The 20,137-nt window shown below is 56.4% G+C and carries 11 protein-coding genes; 7 read left to right on the top strand and 4 right to left on the bottom strand.

Annotated elements, in window-relative coordinates:
- Positions 1-153: 153 nt before the first annotated feature.
- The gene (locus VM554_10250) at positions 154-1,014 is read left to right on the top strand and encodes a phosphatase PAP2 family protein (protein HVJ08755.1); all 861 of its coding nucleotides are present in this window, start codon (positions 154-156) and stop codon (positions 1,012-1,014) included.
- Here the strand turns inward: VM554_10250 and VM554_10245 are convergent.
- Both VM554_10245 and VM554_10240 read right to left on the bottom strand, forming a co-directional pair.
- Entirely contained in the window at positions 936-2,036 is a 1,101-nt protein-coding gene (locus tag VM554_10245; protein HVJ08754.1) for a radical SAM protein, read from the bottom strand. The two genes, VM554_10250 and VM554_10245, sit on opposite strands and share 79 nt — an antisense overlap.
- A 582-nt stretch (positions 2,037-2,618) precedes the next feature.
- On the bottom strand, positions 2,619-6,053 hold the full coding sequence (locus tag VM554_10240; protein HVJ08753.1) for a DUF1349 domain-containing protein: 3,435 nt from the start codon (positions 6,051-6,053) through the stop codon (positions 2,619-2,621).
- Positions 6,054-6,647: 594 nt separating this feature from the next.
- On the opposite strand from VM554_10240, the gene VM554_10235 reads away from it, so the two are divergent.
- Positions 6,648-7,136, top strand: coding sequence for a nuclear transport factor 2 family protein (locus VM554_10235; GenBank protein HVJ08752.1), 489 nt, complete (start codon positions 6,648-6,650; stop codon positions 7,134-7,136).
- Positions 7,137-7,291: 155 nt separating this feature from the next.
- Here VM554_10235 and VM554_10230 read toward each other — a convergent pair whose 3' ends face one another.
- Both VM554_10230 and VM554_10225 read right to left on the bottom strand, forming a co-directional pair.
- Positions 7,292-9,295: a GxGYxYP domain-containing protein gene (locus VM554_10230; GenBank protein HVJ08751.1), complete on the bottom strand. Its 2,004-nt coding sequence runs from the start codon at positions 9,293-9,295 to the stop codon at positions 7,292-7,294.
- A 286-nt stretch (positions 9,296-9,581) separates the two neighbouring features.
- Positions 9,582-13,460, bottom strand: a complete 3,879-nt coding sequence (locus tag VM554_10225; GenBank protein ID HVJ08750.1) for a galactose oxidase early set domain-containing protein — start codon at positions 13,458-13,460, stop codon at positions 9,582-9,584.
- Between the two features lie 150 nt (positions 13,461-13,610).
- Between VM554_10225 and VM554_10220 the strand changes: the two genes are divergently transcribed.
- From VM554_10220 to glf, 5 genes are all read left to right on the top strand, one after another.
- Entirely contained in the window at positions 13,611-13,817 is a 207-nt protein-coding gene (locus VM554_10220) for a hypothetical protein (protein ID HVJ08749.1), read from the top strand.
- A gap of 530 nt (positions 13,818-14,347) precedes the next feature.
- Complete coding sequence (locus VM554_10215; GenBank protein ID HVJ08748.1) at positions 14,348-15,742, top strand: class I SAM-dependent methyltransferase; 1,395 nt, start codon at positions 14,348-14,350, stop codon at positions 15,740-15,742.
- A gap of 536 nt (positions 15,743-16,278) precedes the next feature.
- The gene (locus VM554_10210; protein ID HVJ08747.1) at positions 16,279-17,337 is read left to right on the top strand and encodes a sulfatase-like hydrolase/transferase; all 1,059 of its coding nucleotides are present in this window, start codon (positions 16,279-16,281) and stop codon (positions 17,335-17,337) included.
- Between the two features lie 318 nt (positions 17,338-17,655).
- A complete protein-coding gene (locus VM554_10205) occupies positions 17,656-19,023 on the top strand; it encodes a flippase (protein HVJ08746.1) in 1,368 nt (455 codons plus the stop codon).
- Positions 19,020-20,123: a UDP-galactopyranose mutase gene (gene glf / locus VM554_10200; GenBank protein HVJ08745.1), complete on the top strand. Its 1,104-nt coding sequence runs from the start codon at positions 19,020-19,022 to the stop codon at positions 20,121-20,123. Before VM554_10205 ends, glf begins: the two co-directional genes overlap by 4 nt.
- The last annotated feature ends 14 nt before the right edge of the window (positions 20,124-20,137 follow it).

Genomic DNA, 20,137 nt, shown 5'->3' with positions numbered 1-20,137 from the left:
TTGCGGCGGGGAGAGTAATATCTGTTGATTCAGAGGGTTCGCTCCGGAGCATTTCTTCCGTTGCCAACTCCGCATTTACTTAGCCCTTAAGGTGCTTCCGCAATCTGAACGGAGCACTGCGGAAATCCGCGGCCTTGCGACGACGGGGAATCGATGCGAACGTCCGAATGGATTCAGGGAGGCTTTGCCTGCGCAATTGCGATTTCAGCGTGGCTGGTTCCGCTTTCGCGGCAGCGGCGATGGACGATCAGTTTGCTTGCACTTTGCGCGCTGGGCGGCGTCGGTTTGTCACGCGCTTCCACGTTCTTTCTGGCCCCGGCCCCGGCTGCGATTCTGCGCGACTGGCTGCCAGTAGTCATCACGCTGATTCCCTATTGGCAGACGGGACAGTTCTTCACCGGGTCGAATAAGAAGATTGAAGCGTGGCTAGCTGCCTCGGACCGGTGGTTTCTCAAGCTGTTCTCCTGGACGCGGTGGAAATTCGGCAGGGCGGCGCGTCTGTCCATGGAGTGGGCCTATTTTCTCTGCTATCCCATTGTGCCGCTTGGCCTGGGTGCGCTTTATCTTGCCGGTTTGAGGCGGTACGCAGATGTGTATTGGTTCCTGGTTCTTGTCCCGACTTACATCTGTTATGCGATCACGCCGTTCTTCCCGGCCTTGCCGCCGCGCAGCCTGGTTGAGGGGAGCCAGACAGCCAGAACCAAGAGCCGCAGGTTGAATCTGTGGATTCTAAAGTTGGGAAGTATTCAGGCGATCTCGTTCCCCAGCGCACATGTGGCTTCAGCGCTGGGGGCGTCGCTGGCGGTTTGGCATTACTTCCCGATGGCAGGACTCATTTTTCTCGCCATCAGCTTCTGGATCGCTGTGGCGGCTGTTGCAGGCGGGTATCATTACGCAATCGACGTGGTGCTGGGAGCGGCCGTAAGCGCAGCGGTTTATCTCGTTTGGCGTGCCGAATTGATTCCGAGCAGCCTCTTCACTGCGCCCGCGATCACTTTCGTGCCTCTGCTCTGAGTTTCGCCCTCGACGGGTGGCAGAAAGAGGGAAGAGAGGAATTTGACGCCGAATGGAAGCTGCACGGATTCCTCTGGAGCGGTCGGTGGGAAGAACCTGGCCAGTGCTTCGCGAGGAGTGTTGCGCAGTTGATCGATCATGGCAACGCGGTGGACGCAGCTTACGGTGCAAAATGATGCACAGGGCTTGATAGTGGAGTATTCGCGCTCGAGATCTGCAGCGGAGTACTTTTCGAGAGGAATGGCCGGATAGCCACGCTGTTGCGAACAGTAGTGAACGAGCCCGTTCTCGCAGATATACAGATACCGGCTCCCTGCGCCGCATTGCCACTGATTCGGTTGGCCGGCCACGAGATTCTTCTGGAAGAGATTGTCGTAGGCAAAAGCCCAGAACCCGGGCTTGCGCTCGCGTTGAATCTGCTCGTAGACGGCGCGATCCGCGTCCGGCAGGGGACGCAATTGTCCGTCGTGATCGTGAATCGCTCCGACAGAGGTATCGAATCCAAGTTCGAGCGCGCGCCGCGTGATGGTGAGCGCGTCTTCCGGGTGGCCGACGCCGGCTCCGATGACTGAATTGATGTTGATGTCGAAATGCGCGTACCGGGCAAGCCATTCAAGCTTCTTGTCCAGCACCTTCAGGCTCTTTTTCGAGACCTGATCGGGTTGCACGTTGTCGACGCTGATCTGGAGGTGCTCCAGGCCAGCCCGATTCAGCCGTCGAATGCGCTCCGGAGTCAGAAGATATCCGTTCGTGATAAGCGTCGCAATGCGGTGATGACTGCGGATACGCCGGATCAGTTCGTCAAGATCGGGGTGGAGTAACGGCTCACCGCCGCTGAATGTAATGATCTCTGTTCCAAGCGCGGCGAGAAGATCAATGCGATGCAGCATCTCCGCTGTGGGCACCAGGCTGGAGACTTTATCGTACTCACTGCAGTAGGCGCAGGAAAGATTGCAGCGGCGGACAGGAATAATGTGCGCAAGGATAGGGTGATGGCGCGACTTGAGGGAACGCGCGATCATTTTCGCCTGGCGAAAGCGGCGCCCCATCGATCGGATCTGTCGCAACCCCTCTGCGGACATCATCAGGTCACTCACACTATATAGACGTCAAGAAACACGAGTAATGGTGTACGCGGTCGATAAATCGTTGGTAAAACACCGCGCATTTTGCCGGTCAGGGAATGAATATCGGCGCAATCGTGCCAAGAACCAGAAGGCGAGCCATTTGCGGAGACGCTCAGGTGCGTCAGAGTAATCCACTTGGCCCACGGCCACGCTATGCCACCACTACATCGTTCACCTGGCCGCCATGCGTCTGAGCCGAACGTGCGCTCTGATTCTGAAGCGCATATTTGGATATCACTCGAGGAGTCTTCAGGTTGAAGGCGGTGTCAACAACATCCCTGCACGAGAGTATTCGGAGTTTCTCTTACGCGCGCAATCCCTGCCGGAATGGAGTTGTCTTCCGGAACAAGGCCGAAACCTTTTCGTCAATTTGTCCTACATTTTTCCGCGGTGTGATTAACAGGACTTCAACCTCACCGCCGAAATCTCGCCCAGGACGAGCGAGATTTCAGGCGGTTCTGCCCTGCTTTCGCCGAGCTAAGGCGTGGTGACGGACACGTTATCGAAGGTCGCCGTGCATAACTGGGAGTTGGTCCGACTGCTGACCACCAATCCGATATACACGTTGCTCGCCATCGATATGCTCACTGTGCCCTGTTGGGTCCAGTTCACCCCGTCCGGTGAAAAATAACCGGTGAAGGTGCTGCCGTTGCGCACGACGCGAACCCAATAGGGTGCTACGAGGCCGGCGGTTCTGCTTCCGCTCGTGCCGCCGTTGGTGGCCGTGCGATAGACCCAGGTGACGCCGTTCGACGGTGTGACGTTGATGTTCGCCATCGTTGAACCGGTGGCGAGCGTCTCGCGGATCATCACGCCCGCCTGCGCTCCGCTGTTGGTGTTGGTCATGCTGACAACCCTGGCCGTGATTGTGTAGCTCGTGCCTGCGGCCTGGTATGCATAGTTGAACTGATCTGCCGTGCCGCTAATGCTGGTCCCGGAACCGTTCACCGTGAACGTGCCATTGCTGTAGGTAGCGCTGCCGGCGATGCCCACGCTTCCAATGTCTTGATCCGTCCAACCCGCCGGCAGACTACCTGTGGCTGCGTTGACAACCAGAGTGACTGTCGTCGAGTGCGACAGGGTTCCGCTGGTGCCGGTGATCGTCAGAGTGTAGGTCCCTGCTGGAGTTGTCGTCGCTGTCGAGATCGTCAGCGTCGAGTTCCCCGAGCCGGCGACCGACGTCGGGTTGAAGCTTGCCGTCGCCCCGGTAGGCAATCCGCTGACGCTCAGGTTCACCGTGGCGGTGAAGCCGTTCAGTGCACTGATCGACGTGGTGTAGGTGGTGCCATTGCCCTGTGTCACCGTCTGCGAACTCGGACTCGCCGATATGCTGAAGTCCGGCGGCCCCTGGACGACTAACGTCACCGTCGTCGAGTGCGACAGGCTGCCACTGGTGCCGGTGATCGTCAGAGTGTAGGTACCTGCTGGAGTTGTCGTCGCTGTTGAGACCGTCAGCGTCGAGTTTCCCGAGCCGGCGACCGACGTCGGGTTGAAGCTTGCCGTGGCCCCGGTAGGCAGCCCACTCACGCTCAGGTTCACCGTGGCGGCGAAGCCGTTCAGCGCGCTGATCGACGCCGTGTAGGTGGTGCCATTTCCCTGCGTCACCGTCTGCGAACTCGGACTCGCCGATATGCTGAAGTCCGGCGGCCCCTGGACGACTAACGTCACCGTCGTCGAGTGCGACAGGCTGCCGCTGGTACCAGTGATCGTCAGTGTGTAGGTACCTGCTGGAGTTGTCGTTGCTGTTGAAACCGTCAGCGTCGAGTTCCCCGAACCGGCGACCGACGTCGGATTGAAGCTTGCCGTCGCACCGGTAGGCAACCCGCTGACGCTCAGGTTCACCGTGGCGGTGAAGCCGTTCAGTGCACTGATCGACGTGGTGTAGGTGGTGCCGTTTCCCTGTGTGACCGTCTGCGAACTCGGCGTGGCCGATATGCTGAAGTCCGGCGTCGGGTTGCCGACGGTCATCGTGTGGACGATGATTGAGTTGTTGTTGTAGTTGTCCTTGCTGACCAGATACTGGCCATTATTTTTTTGATAAGCGCGGATGCCGTACATCGAATCCACATCGTTGCCCACAGCCACGTTGGGATCGGCGCTGGTCATCGTCAGGTCATCGGCGCCGGTCGTAAGGTTATAGGCGTCGATATCGGGCACGGTATGGACATACGAGATGAACAGATAATTACCCGCTGCCGCCCGTCCCTTGGGGTTCTGTGAGGTCTTCAGGGTGATGACCGGGTTGGGATTGGTGGTGTTGCCCGCCTTCCAGCCGTGGTACACCTCGACGCGGCCGCCCAGCGAGGTCCAATCAGTGGACAGCGCGTTCATCAAGATCATCGTGTCGGTGGACGGGATGTACTCGATGCCGCCCAGGGGCGCGATGGTTGACGGCGTCGGCGTGGTTGTCGGCGTTCCATAGATCGGCACGCCATTGGCGTCAAAACCAGTCAGCGGGTAATGGGTGATCGCGTTGGTCTTGTCCAACCCCACCCAGATATCTCCGTTCGTGTCGAGGGAAAATCCATTCCGGACCCGGGCTGTCGTGTTGAAGTAGTTGGTATAGCCCGGCGGACTGGTCTGGCCCGGGAGGGTGCCGAAGGGAATCGACGCATACTGGTTGGTGGGGAAGTAGGAGAATATGAAAAGGTCTGGATTCTGGCCGGTAGAGGCAAGGATTCGATGGCCGTTCACGCTCGTCATGATGCCAAAATCGAATCCGCGGCTGTTGTTGGTCACGTCCACGCGCGGATCCGTCGGATAGTCAAGCGAATCGACGCTGTTACCCACGTATCCGCTCCCGCCCGAGCCGGTGAAAACGTCCTGGCCGCTATACAAATACGCGCCATCTGTGCCGGGGTCGAAAGCGCCGTTGCCTTCGAAGTTCAGCCCCTGCAGCGTGTACTGCAGCACGCCGGAACTGTTGTAAGCGTGGATATCGGTCTTCCCGTTTCGTCCCAGGTCCCAGGTTCCTCCCCAAGGATTGTTGAGGACATACAGGTTTCCGGAGCTGTCCTTCCCGATACCGACTACGCGCGTGAATCGTTTGTCCCCCGTTTGCCCCTTGACTCCCGTAGTCGTGTCCAGATATCCGCCCTGCACGCCGAACGTGCCCACCAGGGATGGAGCGGTCGACAGATTTCCGTAGATTTGAATGTTCATGTTCGGCCCCTGGTCGCCGACCATCAACTGGCTATTGGCGCTGTCGTAGTACAACGCCGAAGGCCGCGCGCTGGAGCCCATATTGATGGTGTTCAGCATGTTTCCCGATGGGGCGAATTCCTGGATCGTGCCCTCATTCATCTGGGCGACCCATATGTTTCCTGATCCGTCGACGGCGATCGCGCCGGGATCCGTGAGGCTCCAATCCGATTGCCATACCCCAGCGGTCGTGTAGCACCGCACCAGGTTGTCGGGATGGTCGCTGACATATACGAGCGTGCCGGTGTCAGCGATCCCCGTGATCACGTCCGCGCGCCGCTCGGTCGTGTCTGAACTCGCGGACCACGTCAGATCCCGCGTCTTGGTGCTCCGATTGTATCGGCCTATATAGCCGCTGCCGCCAAGACTGGTGTTGAATTGCAGCGCGGCGAAGATGTCGGTGGCATCGCCACTGATCGCACCGCCCTGGGTTTCCCCATGAGCGCCTATGGAGCCTGTTTTTTGGCCGTTCTGGTAAATATTGATACTTCCCTGGCTCTCGTCCCACATGGATGCGGTATAGACGACGCCTTCCGGGGCGACCCACATTGACCGCATGGCGTTCCCCACGTACGTGGGGGTAGTCGAATACGTGTTGGCTACCCACGACGTCGTGTAGCTGACTTGAGCATGGCTGATCGTCGCGCTTATCAGCAGAACGAACATCCAGGCGATGGCGAAGAATGTTATCCAACCTCGTTTCGCAAGCATAGGGCTCTCCTAAGCCTTCTGCTTTTGTTAATGGCTAGAAGGCGTTAGCACGGTGTGGTTTTGTTCACGAGCCTTCTAATTTGCTGTACAAAGGCGTGTCAACATGAACGTCCACTCAATACCCTCGAAGCCAAGCGTTTCATTTTTACATTTGCTCCGCTGGTAGCGCCTGCTTGTTTGACTGAAGCAATTTCGGACGAGAAACGCGAATCTTCTTGAACTACGCTGTTCCTAAACACGCACCCTAGGTGTCGCGTCAGATCTTAAGTTTGTTTCGTACAGTAAAACTATCGGCAGTGGATGTGATCCCTTCCAGTGGGTTTGTGCTCAAGCCTCGTCTCCTGCGGCAGTGACGAGTGCTTGAGATAGTGAATATCTGTATGTATGGAGTTTTGAAGTCAGTCACCGCGACGCACATCTCCTTCCCAGGGCTTGGACACATCTACAGGATCCAGCGGTCTGTCATCAACTGTAGCTGCCGCCCAGCGCCGAGATTCGAAAGCAAGTAAATGCACGCGGACACCCTCATTGCCTGAACCGCTCGGGTCCACGATACGTATAAACAGGCAGTCTTATTCTCGGGAGGGAACCGCTATGAACTTGAGAAGATTTCTGCTCCTATCTTTGCCTGTTCTTGTATCTCTTTTCACCCTTCCGGTCCGCGCTCAATCCAGTGGACAATCCGGCCCTCTGTTCAAGACGATACAGTCCCTGGATACAAAGCTCTTCGATGCCTATAACCACTGCGATCTGACGACGCTAGGTGCGATGGTATCTGACGACCTGGAGTTCTATCACGACCAGACAGGGCTATCCGTGGGGAAAGCGCCGTTTCTCGCGGCCATTAAGCAGAACGTCTGCGGAAAGGTGGAGCGGGCGCTGCTGCTGGACACACTGGAGGTCTACCCGCTGAAGGGATATGGAGCGGTGGAGATCGGGATACATCGCTTCCACCACCCCGGACGCCCAGAGGATGGTGTGGGGGATGCCAAGTTTGTGACGCTGTGGCAGAACAAGGATGGTGTATGGAAAGTGACGCGCACGATCAGCTTCGAGCACAACCAAGGATTGTTGGCGAAGTAGACGCCGATGGAGTGCGGGGAACTCGGGTACGCACTGATCTGTCGCGCAGAAGTCCGTCTACAGCTTATGGATTCAGGCAAACCTTTGCTGTTTCGCAAAGGCTTGCCTGGTGTTCACGAGGGCACCCGCACAGGGTCCGAAAATCCCATGCGCGACTAGCCCTTCATTGCCTGCTTGATCAACTGGAAAAACACGTCAGGGCGAACCACTTCGAACTCTGACCCCAGCGAATTCACAAGGTTCTTGGCGTCCGTGGGAGTCATGTTCCACGACTCAAGGCCTGCAGCCACGAACAACGGGCTTGTGCCGTCCCAACCTGCGGCTATGGACGACAGCGCGGAAGTACCGCTGTTCGTATCGTTCACGCCTAACAAAGTTGCGACCGGAACGCCATCGACCATGCTTGGAACACTCGTGGATTCGTAGTTGTACATGATCCCCTGAAGGCCGGGAACATACTTGTTGTACAGATCCACCAGCCCGCTGCTCAAAGCCAGATCGGTGCTGCCGTTGCGGTTGTAGGCAAACAGCACCTGCATCCCCGTTTTGGCCATGTAGGATCCGCTGCGCTGTACGAATCCCGGCAGAGTTGTCGAGGGCCAGACTGCTGGGTACGTATAACCCGCGCCGGATGGCCCCGCCACCAGCAAATCGTTGATGGTTTGCGTCTGCTGGAAGTAGCTCAACATGGCCGGCGCAATGTCCAGCAGCAGGACGCTGATACTCCACCCAAGCGGCACCGCGCCGCGCCCCGGATCGTCCCACATCTGGCGCATGCGGTGCTGATTGTACTGGATGTTGTCGCCTTCCACCATGGTCAACGATAGATAAATCTTGTTCTCCAGCTTCGGCTTTTCCACCACTGGCTGGCTGTCCGCGATCGTCGCCCGTACGCCACTGAAGGCGCTTGCGTTGTAGAAGAAATCCGCCGCAACCACGACGGTCGAGTTCTGGCCGCAGAGCGTCACGCCCGTCATCTCATGGCCGTGCGGGAACCAGCCAAGATACGGAGTATCAGGCTGCACGGTCTGGAGAATCTGCGTGAACAATGCGGCTTCTTCCGTCACTTCGGGATCCAGCCAGAAAACCGGCGCATTGGTTGCCGCAATGTAATCGCGGAAGTTTGGGTTTGCAACCTGAATGGTGGGCGCCGTGTTCGTCGCGGTCACAAGGTACTCGTTCCACATCACCGTCGAAAGGGTCAGCTGCGTGGTTCCGGCGGGTGGAGTGAACTTGTAGATGAAGTAGTTGTTTCCGTCGGCAAACCGCCATCCTGACGCCAATTGGGAACTGTCCGGGTCGAACAAGAACGGCTTCTCCGCATCCGTACCTGGCTGGAAGGACGCAATCACGGATCCGTCTGCGGTGATCGTTACCTGCGAAACCGAGGGCCCCCATCCATCGCCGGGATAAGCATCCTGGTAGCGGACATAGACGCTCTCCCCTCCGAGCTGCCCTGAAAGATCGGCGGTGTATGTTCCCCTATTCGAGGCGTCTGTGACGGGTTGCGAAACCTTCAGCAGGGTCGTCCAATTCACGTTCGGAACCGCCTGCTGATTCGTCGGGCCGATTGCCGTCAACAGTCGGTTCGTCACCTTCGGCCATACATTAGCCAGCGCCCACTGATACACGTGGAGCTTGCTGGTAAAGCGTCCCTGCAGGTCTTCGATGATCGGCAGGTTATGGATCGCCGCCAGATCTGCGGTCGCAATCACTCCGCCTTTCATGCCCGCCATGGTGGTCGCCAGGTTCACCGTGTCTGGAACGTTGGTGTCGTAGAGTACTGCTCCTTTGATCTCGGAGCGGTACTTCGTGAACAGAGACCAGGGATCCGTCGTGATTGTATGGGGCAACTGAATCGTATTCAGCCACTCCAGGTTCGTGGGGTCGCTTCCCCAGTAGAAGTACAGGCGAGGCTGCGTGCGATTCACCACGCCCTGGAAGGTGGCCAGCAGGCCCTGCTCATCGCCGGACAACGAGGACAGATCGGCAGCGTCCAGGGAGATCGCCGCAGGAAACGTGGGCAGAGCCTGGCCGGTGGGCCAGTAGAGGCCCCCGTTCGACTCGGTGGCAGTCTGTGAAAAAGCTGTGCCATGCACAGCGCTTGCCCCGAGGGCAGCGCCACTCAGGACCATAAATTCTCGACGGGTAACGGCCATAGCTCTTCCTTTGCAGGGGGGATTGGGATCTGCAATGCGAATAGCAGACGCAATGGAAACGATTCCATGCGCGCGAAAAGAGTATGTGCGGCGATTTTGGATTGTCAAGGAAACGAACGTAACCTATGGGCGTTGTGCTCCGGAATGCTGTGGGGCTGAAGACTGTTACAGAGCACGGAGTCGAAGTGATCATGGCTTTGCGGACAGTCTTCGAGCCAAGTCTGGTTGATACAGTCACAGCACGAATGCTGGCGTTGAAGTTTCCTGATCACGGGGCGGATAAATCCTAGCTCGGTGACTTGCGTGCGCGCACAGAGATTTTTGCGTCGATGTGCATGTCCACTTCGGTTCCTACCGGCAGGACGATCTCTCCGCTGACGCGGACGGAATCTTCGTTGCACGTCTCATGGCAGGGTTCCTGACATGGTTCGTCCGCGGGTTCCGGATGTTTTGGGTATCTCGGTGGTTTGCAGCCCCTTTCTTTGGGACCATGTATCACGATGGGGCGATGCGGTCCCGCTCCCCAGGGAGAAGGCAAGACTGTGCTGGGATTCCCTCCCAAAGCCTTTACGCGATCGGAGAGCTCAGCGACCATTCGCGTGAGGATTGGAAACCAGCGGTCGCTTGTCGGTGTGAGGGCAAGCGAGTGCATTAGGATAGCCAGGCTGTCCTTATCTTCGACGAGTAGTTTGGACTTATCCTTGTCGACTAGAACACGTATTTCGAAAGCACCCGAGATCTGCTGCGTCCCGGCAAATTGCTGACCGATGAGCTGGTAAACGTGACCGTGCTTCACCCCGAGTGGCAGACGGACTGTGAGCAGACCGGGAACGGTCCGGCCGCGAACAGACTCCGGCAGAGGAATTACTGAACAATCACCGAGGCCGATGCAGCGCAGAGTGTGGTCGTCTAGCGCAATCAAAGTTTGTGCGTAGGTCGAGGGTATCAATGCCAGAATCTCAGCTACCGAAATATTCGGAAGATATACGTCCGCAACCGCATCGCGCGGGATAGTGTTCCACCAAAGAACAAGGGCATCGATGCCGGGTAGTCGATTGCGGGAAAATCTCCTGCCCCCAGTTGAACTCACCCCGAGCCCAGTTGCGCCAGCGCTGATTTTCAACTCAAAGGAGTGTTGAATAGTCCGCGTCGCGGTAACGCCTGGATTGGAGGATGTAGTGAAGGCGAGGTTGCGTTGCGAGAGCTTGTCTGTGCTCGAAGGCGAGTCGCCTGGAAGCGGAAGATCCGGGGAAGCCGGGTCGAGTTTGTAATGAACCTCTGCAACCAGGCATTGATGGAACCCCGTGATTAGCTCTTGAATACTGAGAAGATCGCCGGCTGGAACGCCGCCGAAGGTAGTCGCCGAGCCTGGATAGCGCGGAAATCGCTTCTGGGTCGGCTGATTGATGTCGAGCCAGCAGCCGAAGAAGCGCACCTGTTCCCCACCGCCAGCGGGCAAGGTCAGCAGATTCGGTGCATCCGCCTGTTGCGCCATGTCCTGGGTGGCTGAGTTTCGCGGGTTGGCGAAGAATGGGATGGAGATGATATCCGGAGTCTCCACGCCGAGCAGGGGAATCGCATCCTCGGTCACTTCGCTGCCAGATTCCATAATCGGGCTGACGGCGCGTCGATAGATTGTTGCCGTGTTGTAGTTGAGGGACGGCCGCTGCGTTCGAAATAGCCGGAAGAGAACCCGGACAAACCTCGCCTGTTGCGTCTTGCTATCCAGCCGCACGCGAGCGAGCGCGAAGTTGTAGATTGGCGTTCCGGTCGGTGTCCCGTCCGTGGTGGGCAGCAGGCTCAGCGCGCTCAGTTGCTCATCTGTCGTGAGAATCGAGAAGAGGTTTTCACCGCGAGATATATCCTCATTCAGCCAAGTCAGCATCTGCGCGATGTAGTCGGTGGGGTTGGTCCATGAAGACCCCGGGAAATAGGATGACGAACTTTGCGGCGTCACCTGGAAGACCCGTATATCTTCGCTCAACCAGGAGGGATCTCCGTCGAGCATGAACGGGCTCGGTTCCATCACCAATTCAAGCTTTGAAGAGCACTGATAATCGCCCGCCGCGATATGGACATCCACGGATCGGATGGAGTCGGCGCCCGACATTCCATTGAAGGCGTCGGTGCCTTCGAACATGAGATCAAAGGCATAGATCGTGCGCTGAATGAGTTGCGGCGCGTCCGGATTCTCAAGCGCGGGGTTGGGAACAGGCCAGGAGGATGAGAGGACCGCGGATATGCCGGCCTGCGAGAACGTCGCGCTCACCGAAAGCGCGTCGATTTCATTTGCGATGAACCCGTCGAAGACCGCGTAGAAAGCGCGCGTATAAGTCGTTGTGTTGAAGATTGGTATTTGGTTTGCCTGGACGTCGTAGATTGAGATGACGGACTTGTCCATCTCCGCGTACATGCGCTGGGAGCCGATCCGCAATACGCCCGCTTGCACACAAGGGCGACCGCCGCTGTCGAGCAGCCAGAGCATGTAGTAGCCCGGAGGCGCAACCGCGGCATTGGGCGGAGCAACCACCTGCAAAAGGCCAGCGCCGACGACCTGGAATTCGAGGCCCACGTAGCGCTGGTCGTAGTTGAAGGCATGCGTGACCGAGCCGTACCGGATTACGGCCACTCGTGCAACAGTCGGAAAGGTGGTTCCGGGGCTTAGCTGGTAATGAACCTGAAAAGTATCCCCATAACTGACGCTGGGAGGATTGTGAGTGATCGTCATCCGGTTCGGAGAAGCGATGTAGTCGGGCTCGAAAATCTCCATACGAAACTCCGAACTGGGAGCTCCGAAGATATTGTTCTTCTCCGACCCGGTGGTCAGCACGCGGCCGTCCGGCATCAACAAAGCTACTGAATGGTAGCCGCGGGGCACCGTGGCGGGCGCATCGGTCAAAGCGGTCCACGAATCGGTAGCTGCGTTATAAATTTCGGGCACGAGGACGGCGAAGGCTTGATCGAAGCTCTGTCCTGCGGGAGGATTCGCGGCCCATTGATTGATGCCGCCGGAAACGAAAACCTCGCCGGTGGGCAACAACGTCGCAACCGAATGGGCACGCGGAGGAATAACCATCGTACCGGCCTGCGAGTAAAACGCCTGCCGCGCCGAAGTCGCTGTCCAGGCGGAGGAGCCTTCGCTGCCTGCTACGACCGTTGCCGTGGCCGCTTTTACTCCGCCACACACAAGAGCCGTCGCCTTGTAGTCTTGCTCGGGCATCAGTGGTAACAGAACCGACGTAGTCGGCTGTGCCGCATATCCTGGATTGAGATAGTCGCCCTCGATTACCTGCGGACCGGGGAATCCAGCGATAACGGTTTGACCATCAGGATCGTAGACAATGGATTTGAGCGCCCAGGTCAATGTCGGATCGATTGAGTCGACATTGTTGTATAGAGGCTGAACGATTAGCAGCAGTCCTGAAGGCAGCACGTGTGCGCGCGGATAGAAGACGGCGAAGTCATGCTGAAAACCCTCACCCAGCCCCGCGGGGTTAAGCTGTTCCCAGTTGTTGATGCAAGGCCGGTATCGGTCCGGTGAGTTGTTGTCGTGGCGCGGATCGTCTTCCGTCGATGGATAGGTTGCTGGGTCGGCCTCGTCGAAGCTGCTATTAAAGATTCGCGGATGGCCGCACAATGCGAGAACCGACCCGTCCGGGAGTGTAATCAGACTTGGATACCAGCGGCCGCCCCCTTGTCCTTCAAAACCCGCGACGGGACATGTGTTCATGTCCGCGATGCGCTGCCACGGTGGGGAAGCCGCAGGGTCGAAGACAAACGCCTCGCGCAGTCCGCCCCAGTGGCCATTGTGCGGATTTGTCGAGTCCACGGCCATTGCGCTGGTTCCACCCGCCACCATCAGGCGTCCATCGGCGAGCAGAGCGTGGCCGCTGCAGAACAGATCGTAATAATTGTTTGGATCGAGACCACCCGCCCCCTGCGGAGATCCCGGCCGTATCACGGATCGACTGCCGTAATCGAACAACACGGCGTGATCCACATTCCCCGCGCGATGATTTCCCGTGTCCCAGCGATTACCCGAAAAGTAAACCAGAGAGCCCATTGAACCTCTTGGCAAAAGAGCAATGTGGACTGCAAGAGCCTTCTTGTTGTCATCGCTCTCGGAGGCCTGTGGATCGAAGGGCGGCTGCCATGTATGGGGCATGAAGTCCTCTCTCTCGTTACCTTCAGGTCCAGATAGTGAATCCGGGATGGAATTCGTTTCCGAAGAATGGGCCCGACAGGAAGAAGCTCAAGAATCGGAATCTTTGGGGGAGGATGACCAGTTGACCAGGCAGGCGCCGATCTCAGCCGAATGTCAATCGTCGATTGCATCTCCGCCATGTGCTCAGGCAATGTCTTGTTCCTCGCCGGCGTAGCCAACCGCAATTGCCCCGATCATGAGCAAGCGGAAGCGATTCGAGCCTTACTGATCCCTCCCGGCTGCTGCACGAATACGCCGATCGGTATCGATCCCGCGCCGGGCTTTGTTGCCATCCATATAAGGCGCTCTGTGGGCTGACTGTTCAGGCGCTGAGGCGCGTTCCGAATTCCCATATCGGAAATCTGAGTACATCCGGGACAACGAACTCCCGCGTCGCCGATGCAGTCGAACGGTCAGATCTATTTCGGATCTACGATCTTGATTGGTCAACGATCTTGATTGGTCAACGGATTTGATTGGTCAACGGATTTGATTGGTCAACGGGTTTGATTGGCAGCTCCAAAAGGAGCCCACCGCAACTTTTTGAGCAGGTTTCCGGTCTAACCAATCAAACACTTAGCCAAAAAGCGCACCTCTTTTTGCTTTGAGGAATTTGATGATTTTGAAACTGCGATATGCACTTGTGACATTTGCCTTATTCCTTTGCCTTAGCCTTAGTTGTGAAAAACGAGCATATGCCTATGTGGACCCGGGTTCGAGTCTCCTCATGTTCCAGAGTGTTAGTGCCCTGGTCACAGGTGCGGCATTTTATTTTCGTCGGCGCTTAAAGGCGCTTTTTACAAAATCAGAACACGGCGAGACGGCTCCTCCGAAAGAGTTTCACTGATATGGCGGAGTTGAATACTTCGCCTCGATTCCACACCTTTCGTGACCCCGCGGGTAGCGTGGAGATAAGGCACGATGGAGCATACCGCAGCATCTATGCTCCTCATGGCACGGAGATGATCGCCTTCCTGCGGACGCCGCTGGCCACCGCTCTTGTCGCGCAGGGAAAGCTTGTAGCCAGCGACATCGTCGCCTCTTCGCCTGGTGTCCAGGGAATGATGCTTCGTCACCCCCTCATCTCTTTCCGCACTTATCCGTGGGAGTGGCCACCTAAGCTGTGGCTAGCCGCTGCGGAACTGACGCTTAGTCTCTGCGGTGACCTGATAAGGGAAGGCTGGATTCTTCAGGATGCAACGCCTCTCAACATCCTTTTCCGGGGCATGCAACCGGTGTTTGTCGACGTGCTTTCCATCCGCCGCGCAGAACCGCATCAGCCAATCTGGCTCGCTTACGGGCAATTTGTCCGGACCTTCCTGCTACCCATGCTGGCGTACCAAAGGCTTGGCTGGCCCCTCAATGCGACTCTTTTACGCCGGGACGGTTATGAGCCGGAAGAAATATATTCCGCCCTCCCCTGGCACATGCGGTTGCGCCAACCCGCCCTATCGGCCGTCACGCTGCCGATGCTCCTAGCAGGACGGACAAGCATCGGGACTGCCAACCTTGCCGCCCCTTCCATGAAAGATGCGGACATTGCGAAGCAGGTCATTCTCAAGACTCTCGACCGGTTGCTGAGCGGTATGCGGAAGGTCACTCCTTCCTGTCACGCGTCTACCTGGTCGGACTATGCCCAGACTGCAACCCATTACAGCGCGGAGGATCACGCGGGGAAGCGGGATTTTGTCGTTCGCACTTTGGCCGCGAGCAAACCCGAGCGAGTTCTGGATGTCGGCTCGAACACCGGCATCTATTCTGCGCTCGCTGCGGATGCAGGCGCAGAAGTTGTGGCCATCGACACCGATCTCCAAACGGTAGATCAACTTTGCACGAACCTGGGCAGTAGCGGGAAAAACATCCTCCCACTCTGTGTTGACCTTTCGCATCCTACGCCCGCTGCGGGATGGGAAAACCGCGAAAGCGCGTCATTCCTCGATCGTTGTGATGGGCACTTCAACATGGTGATGATGCTGGCCGTGCTGCATCATCTTCTTCTGCGAAGTCAGGTGCCGCTGGAGCAAATCGCCGCCCTTTGCAGCAACATTACCACGCGCGACCTCATCGTCGAGTGGGTGCCGCCGAGCGATGCAAAGTTTCAAGAACTTCTTCGTGGTCGTGGCGCTCTCTATGCGCACATTACAGAAGCTACCTTCCGCGCCGCTTTTGCAAAGTACTTCACCGTGGTTGCAGAGACCAAGCTGGCAAACAACCGCATCCTCATACATTTCCAAAGAAGGTAGTCGTGAAGAAGTTCACTCATCCAGCCATCGTGGCGTTTGGCACAGCCACTCTTTGTACGCTCTTCCTCACTGGTCCACTCGTTTCTCCCACACATTATACGGTTTACCATCTGAGCGGATCAGCACGCTCGCTGTTTTTCGCTGTCGGGCTTGAAGTTGGTCTTTTATGGATTGTGCTGGCTGGACTCCTACTGCTCGCTGAAAAGTGCACCTCTTTTCGCATTCCGATATGGTCGGGCCTCATTTTATTTCTCCCCTGGGTGCTAATGAAGAACACAGCATCTCTAATGGGGTGGATGATGCCACGATCGATTAGCCTCCCTGTCTTGCTTGTGCCGTGCGTCTTCTCTACTACTGTTTTTTGTCTCGGACGGCGGTCTAGCTTCTATCTCGTCTTCAACTCGGTCCAGCGTCTCGCGGCAACTCTACTGAGCTCCTCGGCTCCGATTGGAGTCCTAGTACTGATTCAGCTACTTTGGTTCGGTTGGCAGGCGCGGAATTTGGATTCGTCTCCCCAATTACACCAACGGCAAATCGTGTCAGGAAGCGCCGCATCACGAACGCGCATCGTTTGGATACTGTTCGATGAACTCTCCTACCAGCAGGTCTATGAGCAGCGCTTTCCACGCCTGCAACTTCCGGCATTTGATCGGCTCGCAATGCAATCCACGATCTTTACTCATACAATTCCTGCCGGCATATTTACCGAAGAGGTAGTTCCCTCGCTTATGACGGGCTTGCCCGTCGATCGACTCAACGTTTCAGCCGATGGCCAACTGCAATCCCTGCACAACCCGCTATCAGGAGCGTGGCAGGCCTTCGATCCCCACCAGACCGTCTTTCAGGATGCGTTGAATCGTGGCTACAGCACTGCTGTCGTCGGCTGGTATAACCCCTATTGCCGCATTCTCTCGCAGGTACTGGATCGGTGCTCCTGGGCATCTCGCTTCCTATACCCCGGAAGCATTTCCTCGGAGAAATCTATCCCAGCAAATGTTGTGAGTCCCCTTCGACAAGTCCTTTCTTCTGTATTAATGCATCTGCGGTTTCGACCTGGTCCCTCAGCCGCTGAAACCAGCGCAGCAGAGATGCACATCTCCGATTATCGCGACCTTCTAGCCGCTGGTGATACTCTTCTCGCTGATCCCTCTTTGGACTTCGCCTTCCTGCACATGCCGATCCCTCACCCAGGCGGTATCTATGACCGCAAGAGTGGGTCTTTCACCACCACCCATTCTTCCTACATTGACAACCTCGCCCTTGCGGATCAATACCTTGACCATGTTCGCAAACTTTTGGAGCAGCATGGACAGTGGGACTCGTCCGCTGTCATTGTGATGGGAGACCATTCCTGGCGGACCAAGCTCATCTGGTCTTCGTCGCTGCAATGGACTCCTGAAGAGCAGAAAGCCAGCCATGGTGGTAAGTTTGACGACCGTCCGGCATACATCATCAAGATGCCCTATAAGCGGGAGGCAGTCCGAATCGTTAGCCCGTTCGCGGCGATTCATACGCGCGCGCTACTCGATGGCATCATCGAAAATCGGCTTCGCACGTCTGATGGCCTTCAGACCTGGGTCCAGCAGCAGAGGTGACGCCGTTCGAAATCGTCGTATTAGGCAGCATGCCATTCACACTTGAATCGCAGAGTTAGCTTAAAATAGATCTTCGACGGCGGCGATCATACGATTTCCACGGCCAGAAGTGGCCTATTTAACTAGCCTACGGCTCGGCCTGACGCATAGCTGGGATGGCGCATGTATCTTTCGGTCCTGGTCCTGCGTGGTTCATGCTGTTTTTCGCGATTGGGGCATTTTCATGGCCTTGCTCCCATCCGGATTTCAGCATCTCGCGGATGATCCATAAGTTGGAGTAAGACTATAAATTCTCAGCAAAGTCCTCTTTGTTAAGAGATGAAGGATATCGTGAGCGAATCGTGCGAGAAAGATCCTGCTTCCGTGTCAGTTTGTGACACAAAAAATGCTCGTCAACTTCCCATGATGGAGCCACACGACTCTGACGCACGCCGTAGCCTGACGGAGAGCATTCTATCGCTATATGTTCTACAGGGGCTCAACTATATCATTCCATTGGCGGTACTACCCTATTTAGTCCGCGTCCTGGGAATGGATATGTATGGCCTGATGGCTTTTGCCCAGTCTTTTGCACAGTACTTCTCGGTTCTGACCGATTACGGATTCAACTTCTCAGCAACCCGCTCCATCGCTAATCAGAGCGATAACCATGCGCGTGTTTCGCTCATTTTTTGCTCGGTAATGGTGATCAAACTATTTCTTGCGCTAGTTGGAGCGCTGATCCTGTTGGCAGTAATCACCTCGGTACCGCGGTTCCATCACGATAGCGCATTTTTCTTTGTCGCTTATGCCGCCGTGGTCGGAAATGTTTTATTCCCAACCTGGTTCTACCAGGGAATGGAAAAGATGAGGTACATCTCAGCTATTGTCGGAGTATCTAAGCTATTAGGGGCGATTGCATTATTTGCCTTTGTGCATCGTCCCTCTGACGCTCTCCTGGCTCTCGCAATCCAATCGATTGCGCCAGTGGTTGGCGGCATGGTTGGGCTATGGATTGCCTTCCAGGGATTTCCACTGCGCTTTGTTCGGCCGACCTTAGGTGACCTGCGGCTGGCATTGGTGGAGGGATGGCATCTGTTCATCTCGCAGGCCGCTGTGAGCCTTTACACGAATACGAACGTGTTCTTAGTGGGACTCCTCGCCGGGAATCTCCAGGCAGGTTACTTCAGCACTGCCGAAAAGTTGATCCGTGCAGCACTAGGTCTCATTGCCCCGATCAGCCAGGCAGTGTTTCCACATGTGAACGCGTTGGCAATTCGCTCTCGTGATCTAGTGGCACGCTTCACCTCCCGCATACTATTGTGGACGGGAACCATCACACTTTTCGGCTCGTTCATCCTCCTTTTCTTCGCCCGGTCTGTTGCATTGATCTGTTTCGGGCAAGCAGCAACCGGAAGTGTCCCGATCATTCGCTGGATCTCGCTCCTGCCTTTCCTCCTAGCCATAAGCAACGTGCTGGGTGTTCAGACGATGATTCCGTTCGGCCTTGATAAGCAATTCAGCCAAATATTAATTGTCGCGGGGTTGTTTAACGTTTCTCTTGCAGGCCCTCTCATTTATCTATTTGGAGCGCGTGGAGCGGGTGCCTCTGTGCTTCTAACGGAGATTTTCGTCACAACCGCGATGTTTCTCGTCCTGCGTTGTCACGACATTCGGATTTACGTTGGAGAAAAACTATCCATATGAAGGTTGATGTTCTTGTAGTAGGTGCCGGATTCGCCGGCAGTGTGATTGCCGAGCGCTGCGCCTCAGCAGGTAGAACGGTGCTGGTTATCGACAAACGTGAGCACATCGGCGGCAATGCCTTCGACGAACTGGATCGCCACGGTGTTTTAGTGCATCGTTATGGGCCGCACATATTTCACACAAACGCTGCTGTGGTTTCCGAATACCTTTCCAGATTTACTGATTGGCTATCGTATGAACATCGCGTTCTGGCCAAGGTAGGTGACGAGTTTTACCCCATTCCTATTAACCAAACCACTGTGAATAGCCTCTACAGGCTTTGTTTGGACGAAGCGGGTGTCGCAGCGTTCTTCGATCGCGTACGAGAGCCGCGTGATCCCATCCGTACCAGTGAAGACGTGGTTCTATCCAGTGTAGGTCGCGACCTTTGTGATAAGTTTTTCCGCGGATATACACGCAAACAGTGGGGGCTGGACCTCTCCGAATTGAGCGCCAGCGTTGCCGCACGTATTCCTGTTCGTACCAACACCGATGATCGCTATTTCACTGACTCATTCCAGAAGATGCCCGCGGAAGGATATACCAAGCTGTTTGCGCGCATGCTCGATCATCGCAATATTCGCGTTCAGCTCGGTACAGATTTCCGCGAGTTCCGCAAACAGTCGTCTTGGAATCTGCTCTTTTACTCCGGCCCAATCGATGAATACTTCGAGTATCAACTAGGCAGGCTGCCCTACCGCTCGCTGCGATTCGACCATGAGCACCTGTCCGGGGTAGATCAGTTTCAGTTGGTTGGAACGGTTAATTACCCAAATGACCAGAAATTCACACGCATCACCGAATTCAAGCACCTGACCGGCCAGAAACTCAGAGGTACTTCGATTGTTCGCGAGTACCCTGAAGACGAGGGCGAACCCTATTACCCGGTTCCACGGCCGGAAAACCAAGAAGTGTTCCAGAAGTACAGCACGCTAAGCAGGAGAGAACGGGACGTATTTTTTGTCGGACGACTAGCCCAGTACCGATACTACAATATGGATCAGGTCGTGGCCGCCGCCTTGAAGATAAGCGATCAGTTGTTTTCTGCTACTAACAAATAGCCGCCTCCGCGGAC

Origin of the sequence: Acidisarcina sp., assembly GCA_035539175.1 — a bacterium.
Taxonomy (GTDB): Bacteria; Acidobacteriota; Terriglobia; order Terriglobales; family Acidobacteriaceae; genus JANXZS01.
Note: the sequence above shows the minus strand (reverse complement) of the source record. Positions and strands in the feature narration are given on the sequence as shown.

Excerpts from the sequence above, each read along its gene's own strand:
- VM554_10205 (HVJ08746.1), top strand. The coding sequence starts at position 17,656 with ATGAAGGATATCGTGAGCGAATCGTGCGAGAAAGATCCTGCTTCCGTG.
- VM554_10225 (HVJ08750.1), bottom strand. The coding sequence starts at position 13,460 with ATGCCCCATACATGGCAGCCGCCCTTCGATCCACAGGCCTCCGAGAGC.
- VM554_10215 (HVJ08748.1), top strand. The coding sequence starts at position 14,348 with ATGGCGGAGTTGAATACTTCGCCTCGATTCCACACCTTTCGTGACCCC.
- VM554_10245 (HVJ08754.1), bottom strand. The coding sequence starts at position 2,036 with ATGATCGCGCGTTCCCTCAAGTCGCGCCATCACCCTATCCTTGCGCAC.
- VM554_10250 (HVJ08755.1), top strand. The coding sequence starts at position 154 with ATGCGAACGTCCGAATGGATTCAGGGAGGCTTTGCCTGCGCAATTGCG.
- VM554_10235 (HVJ08752.1), top strand. The coding sequence starts at position 6,648 with ATGAACTTGAGAAGATTTCTGCTCCTATCTTTGCCTGTTCTTGTATCT.
- VM554_10220 (HVJ08749.1), top strand. The coding sequence starts at position 13,611 with ATGTCAATCGTCGATTGCATCTCCGCCATGTGCTCAGGCAATGTCTTG.
- glf (HVJ08745.1), top strand. The coding sequence starts at position 19,020 with ATGAAGGTTGATGTTCTTGTAGTAGGTGCCGGATTCGCCGGCAGTGTG.
- VM554_10240 (HVJ08753.1), bottom strand. The coding sequence starts at position 6,053 with ATGCTTGCGAAACGAGGTTGGATAACATTCTTCGCCATCGCCTGGATG.
- VM554_10230 (HVJ08751.1), bottom strand. The coding sequence starts at position 9,295 with ATGGCCGTTACCCGTCGAGAATTTATGGTCCTGAGTGGCGCTGCCCTC.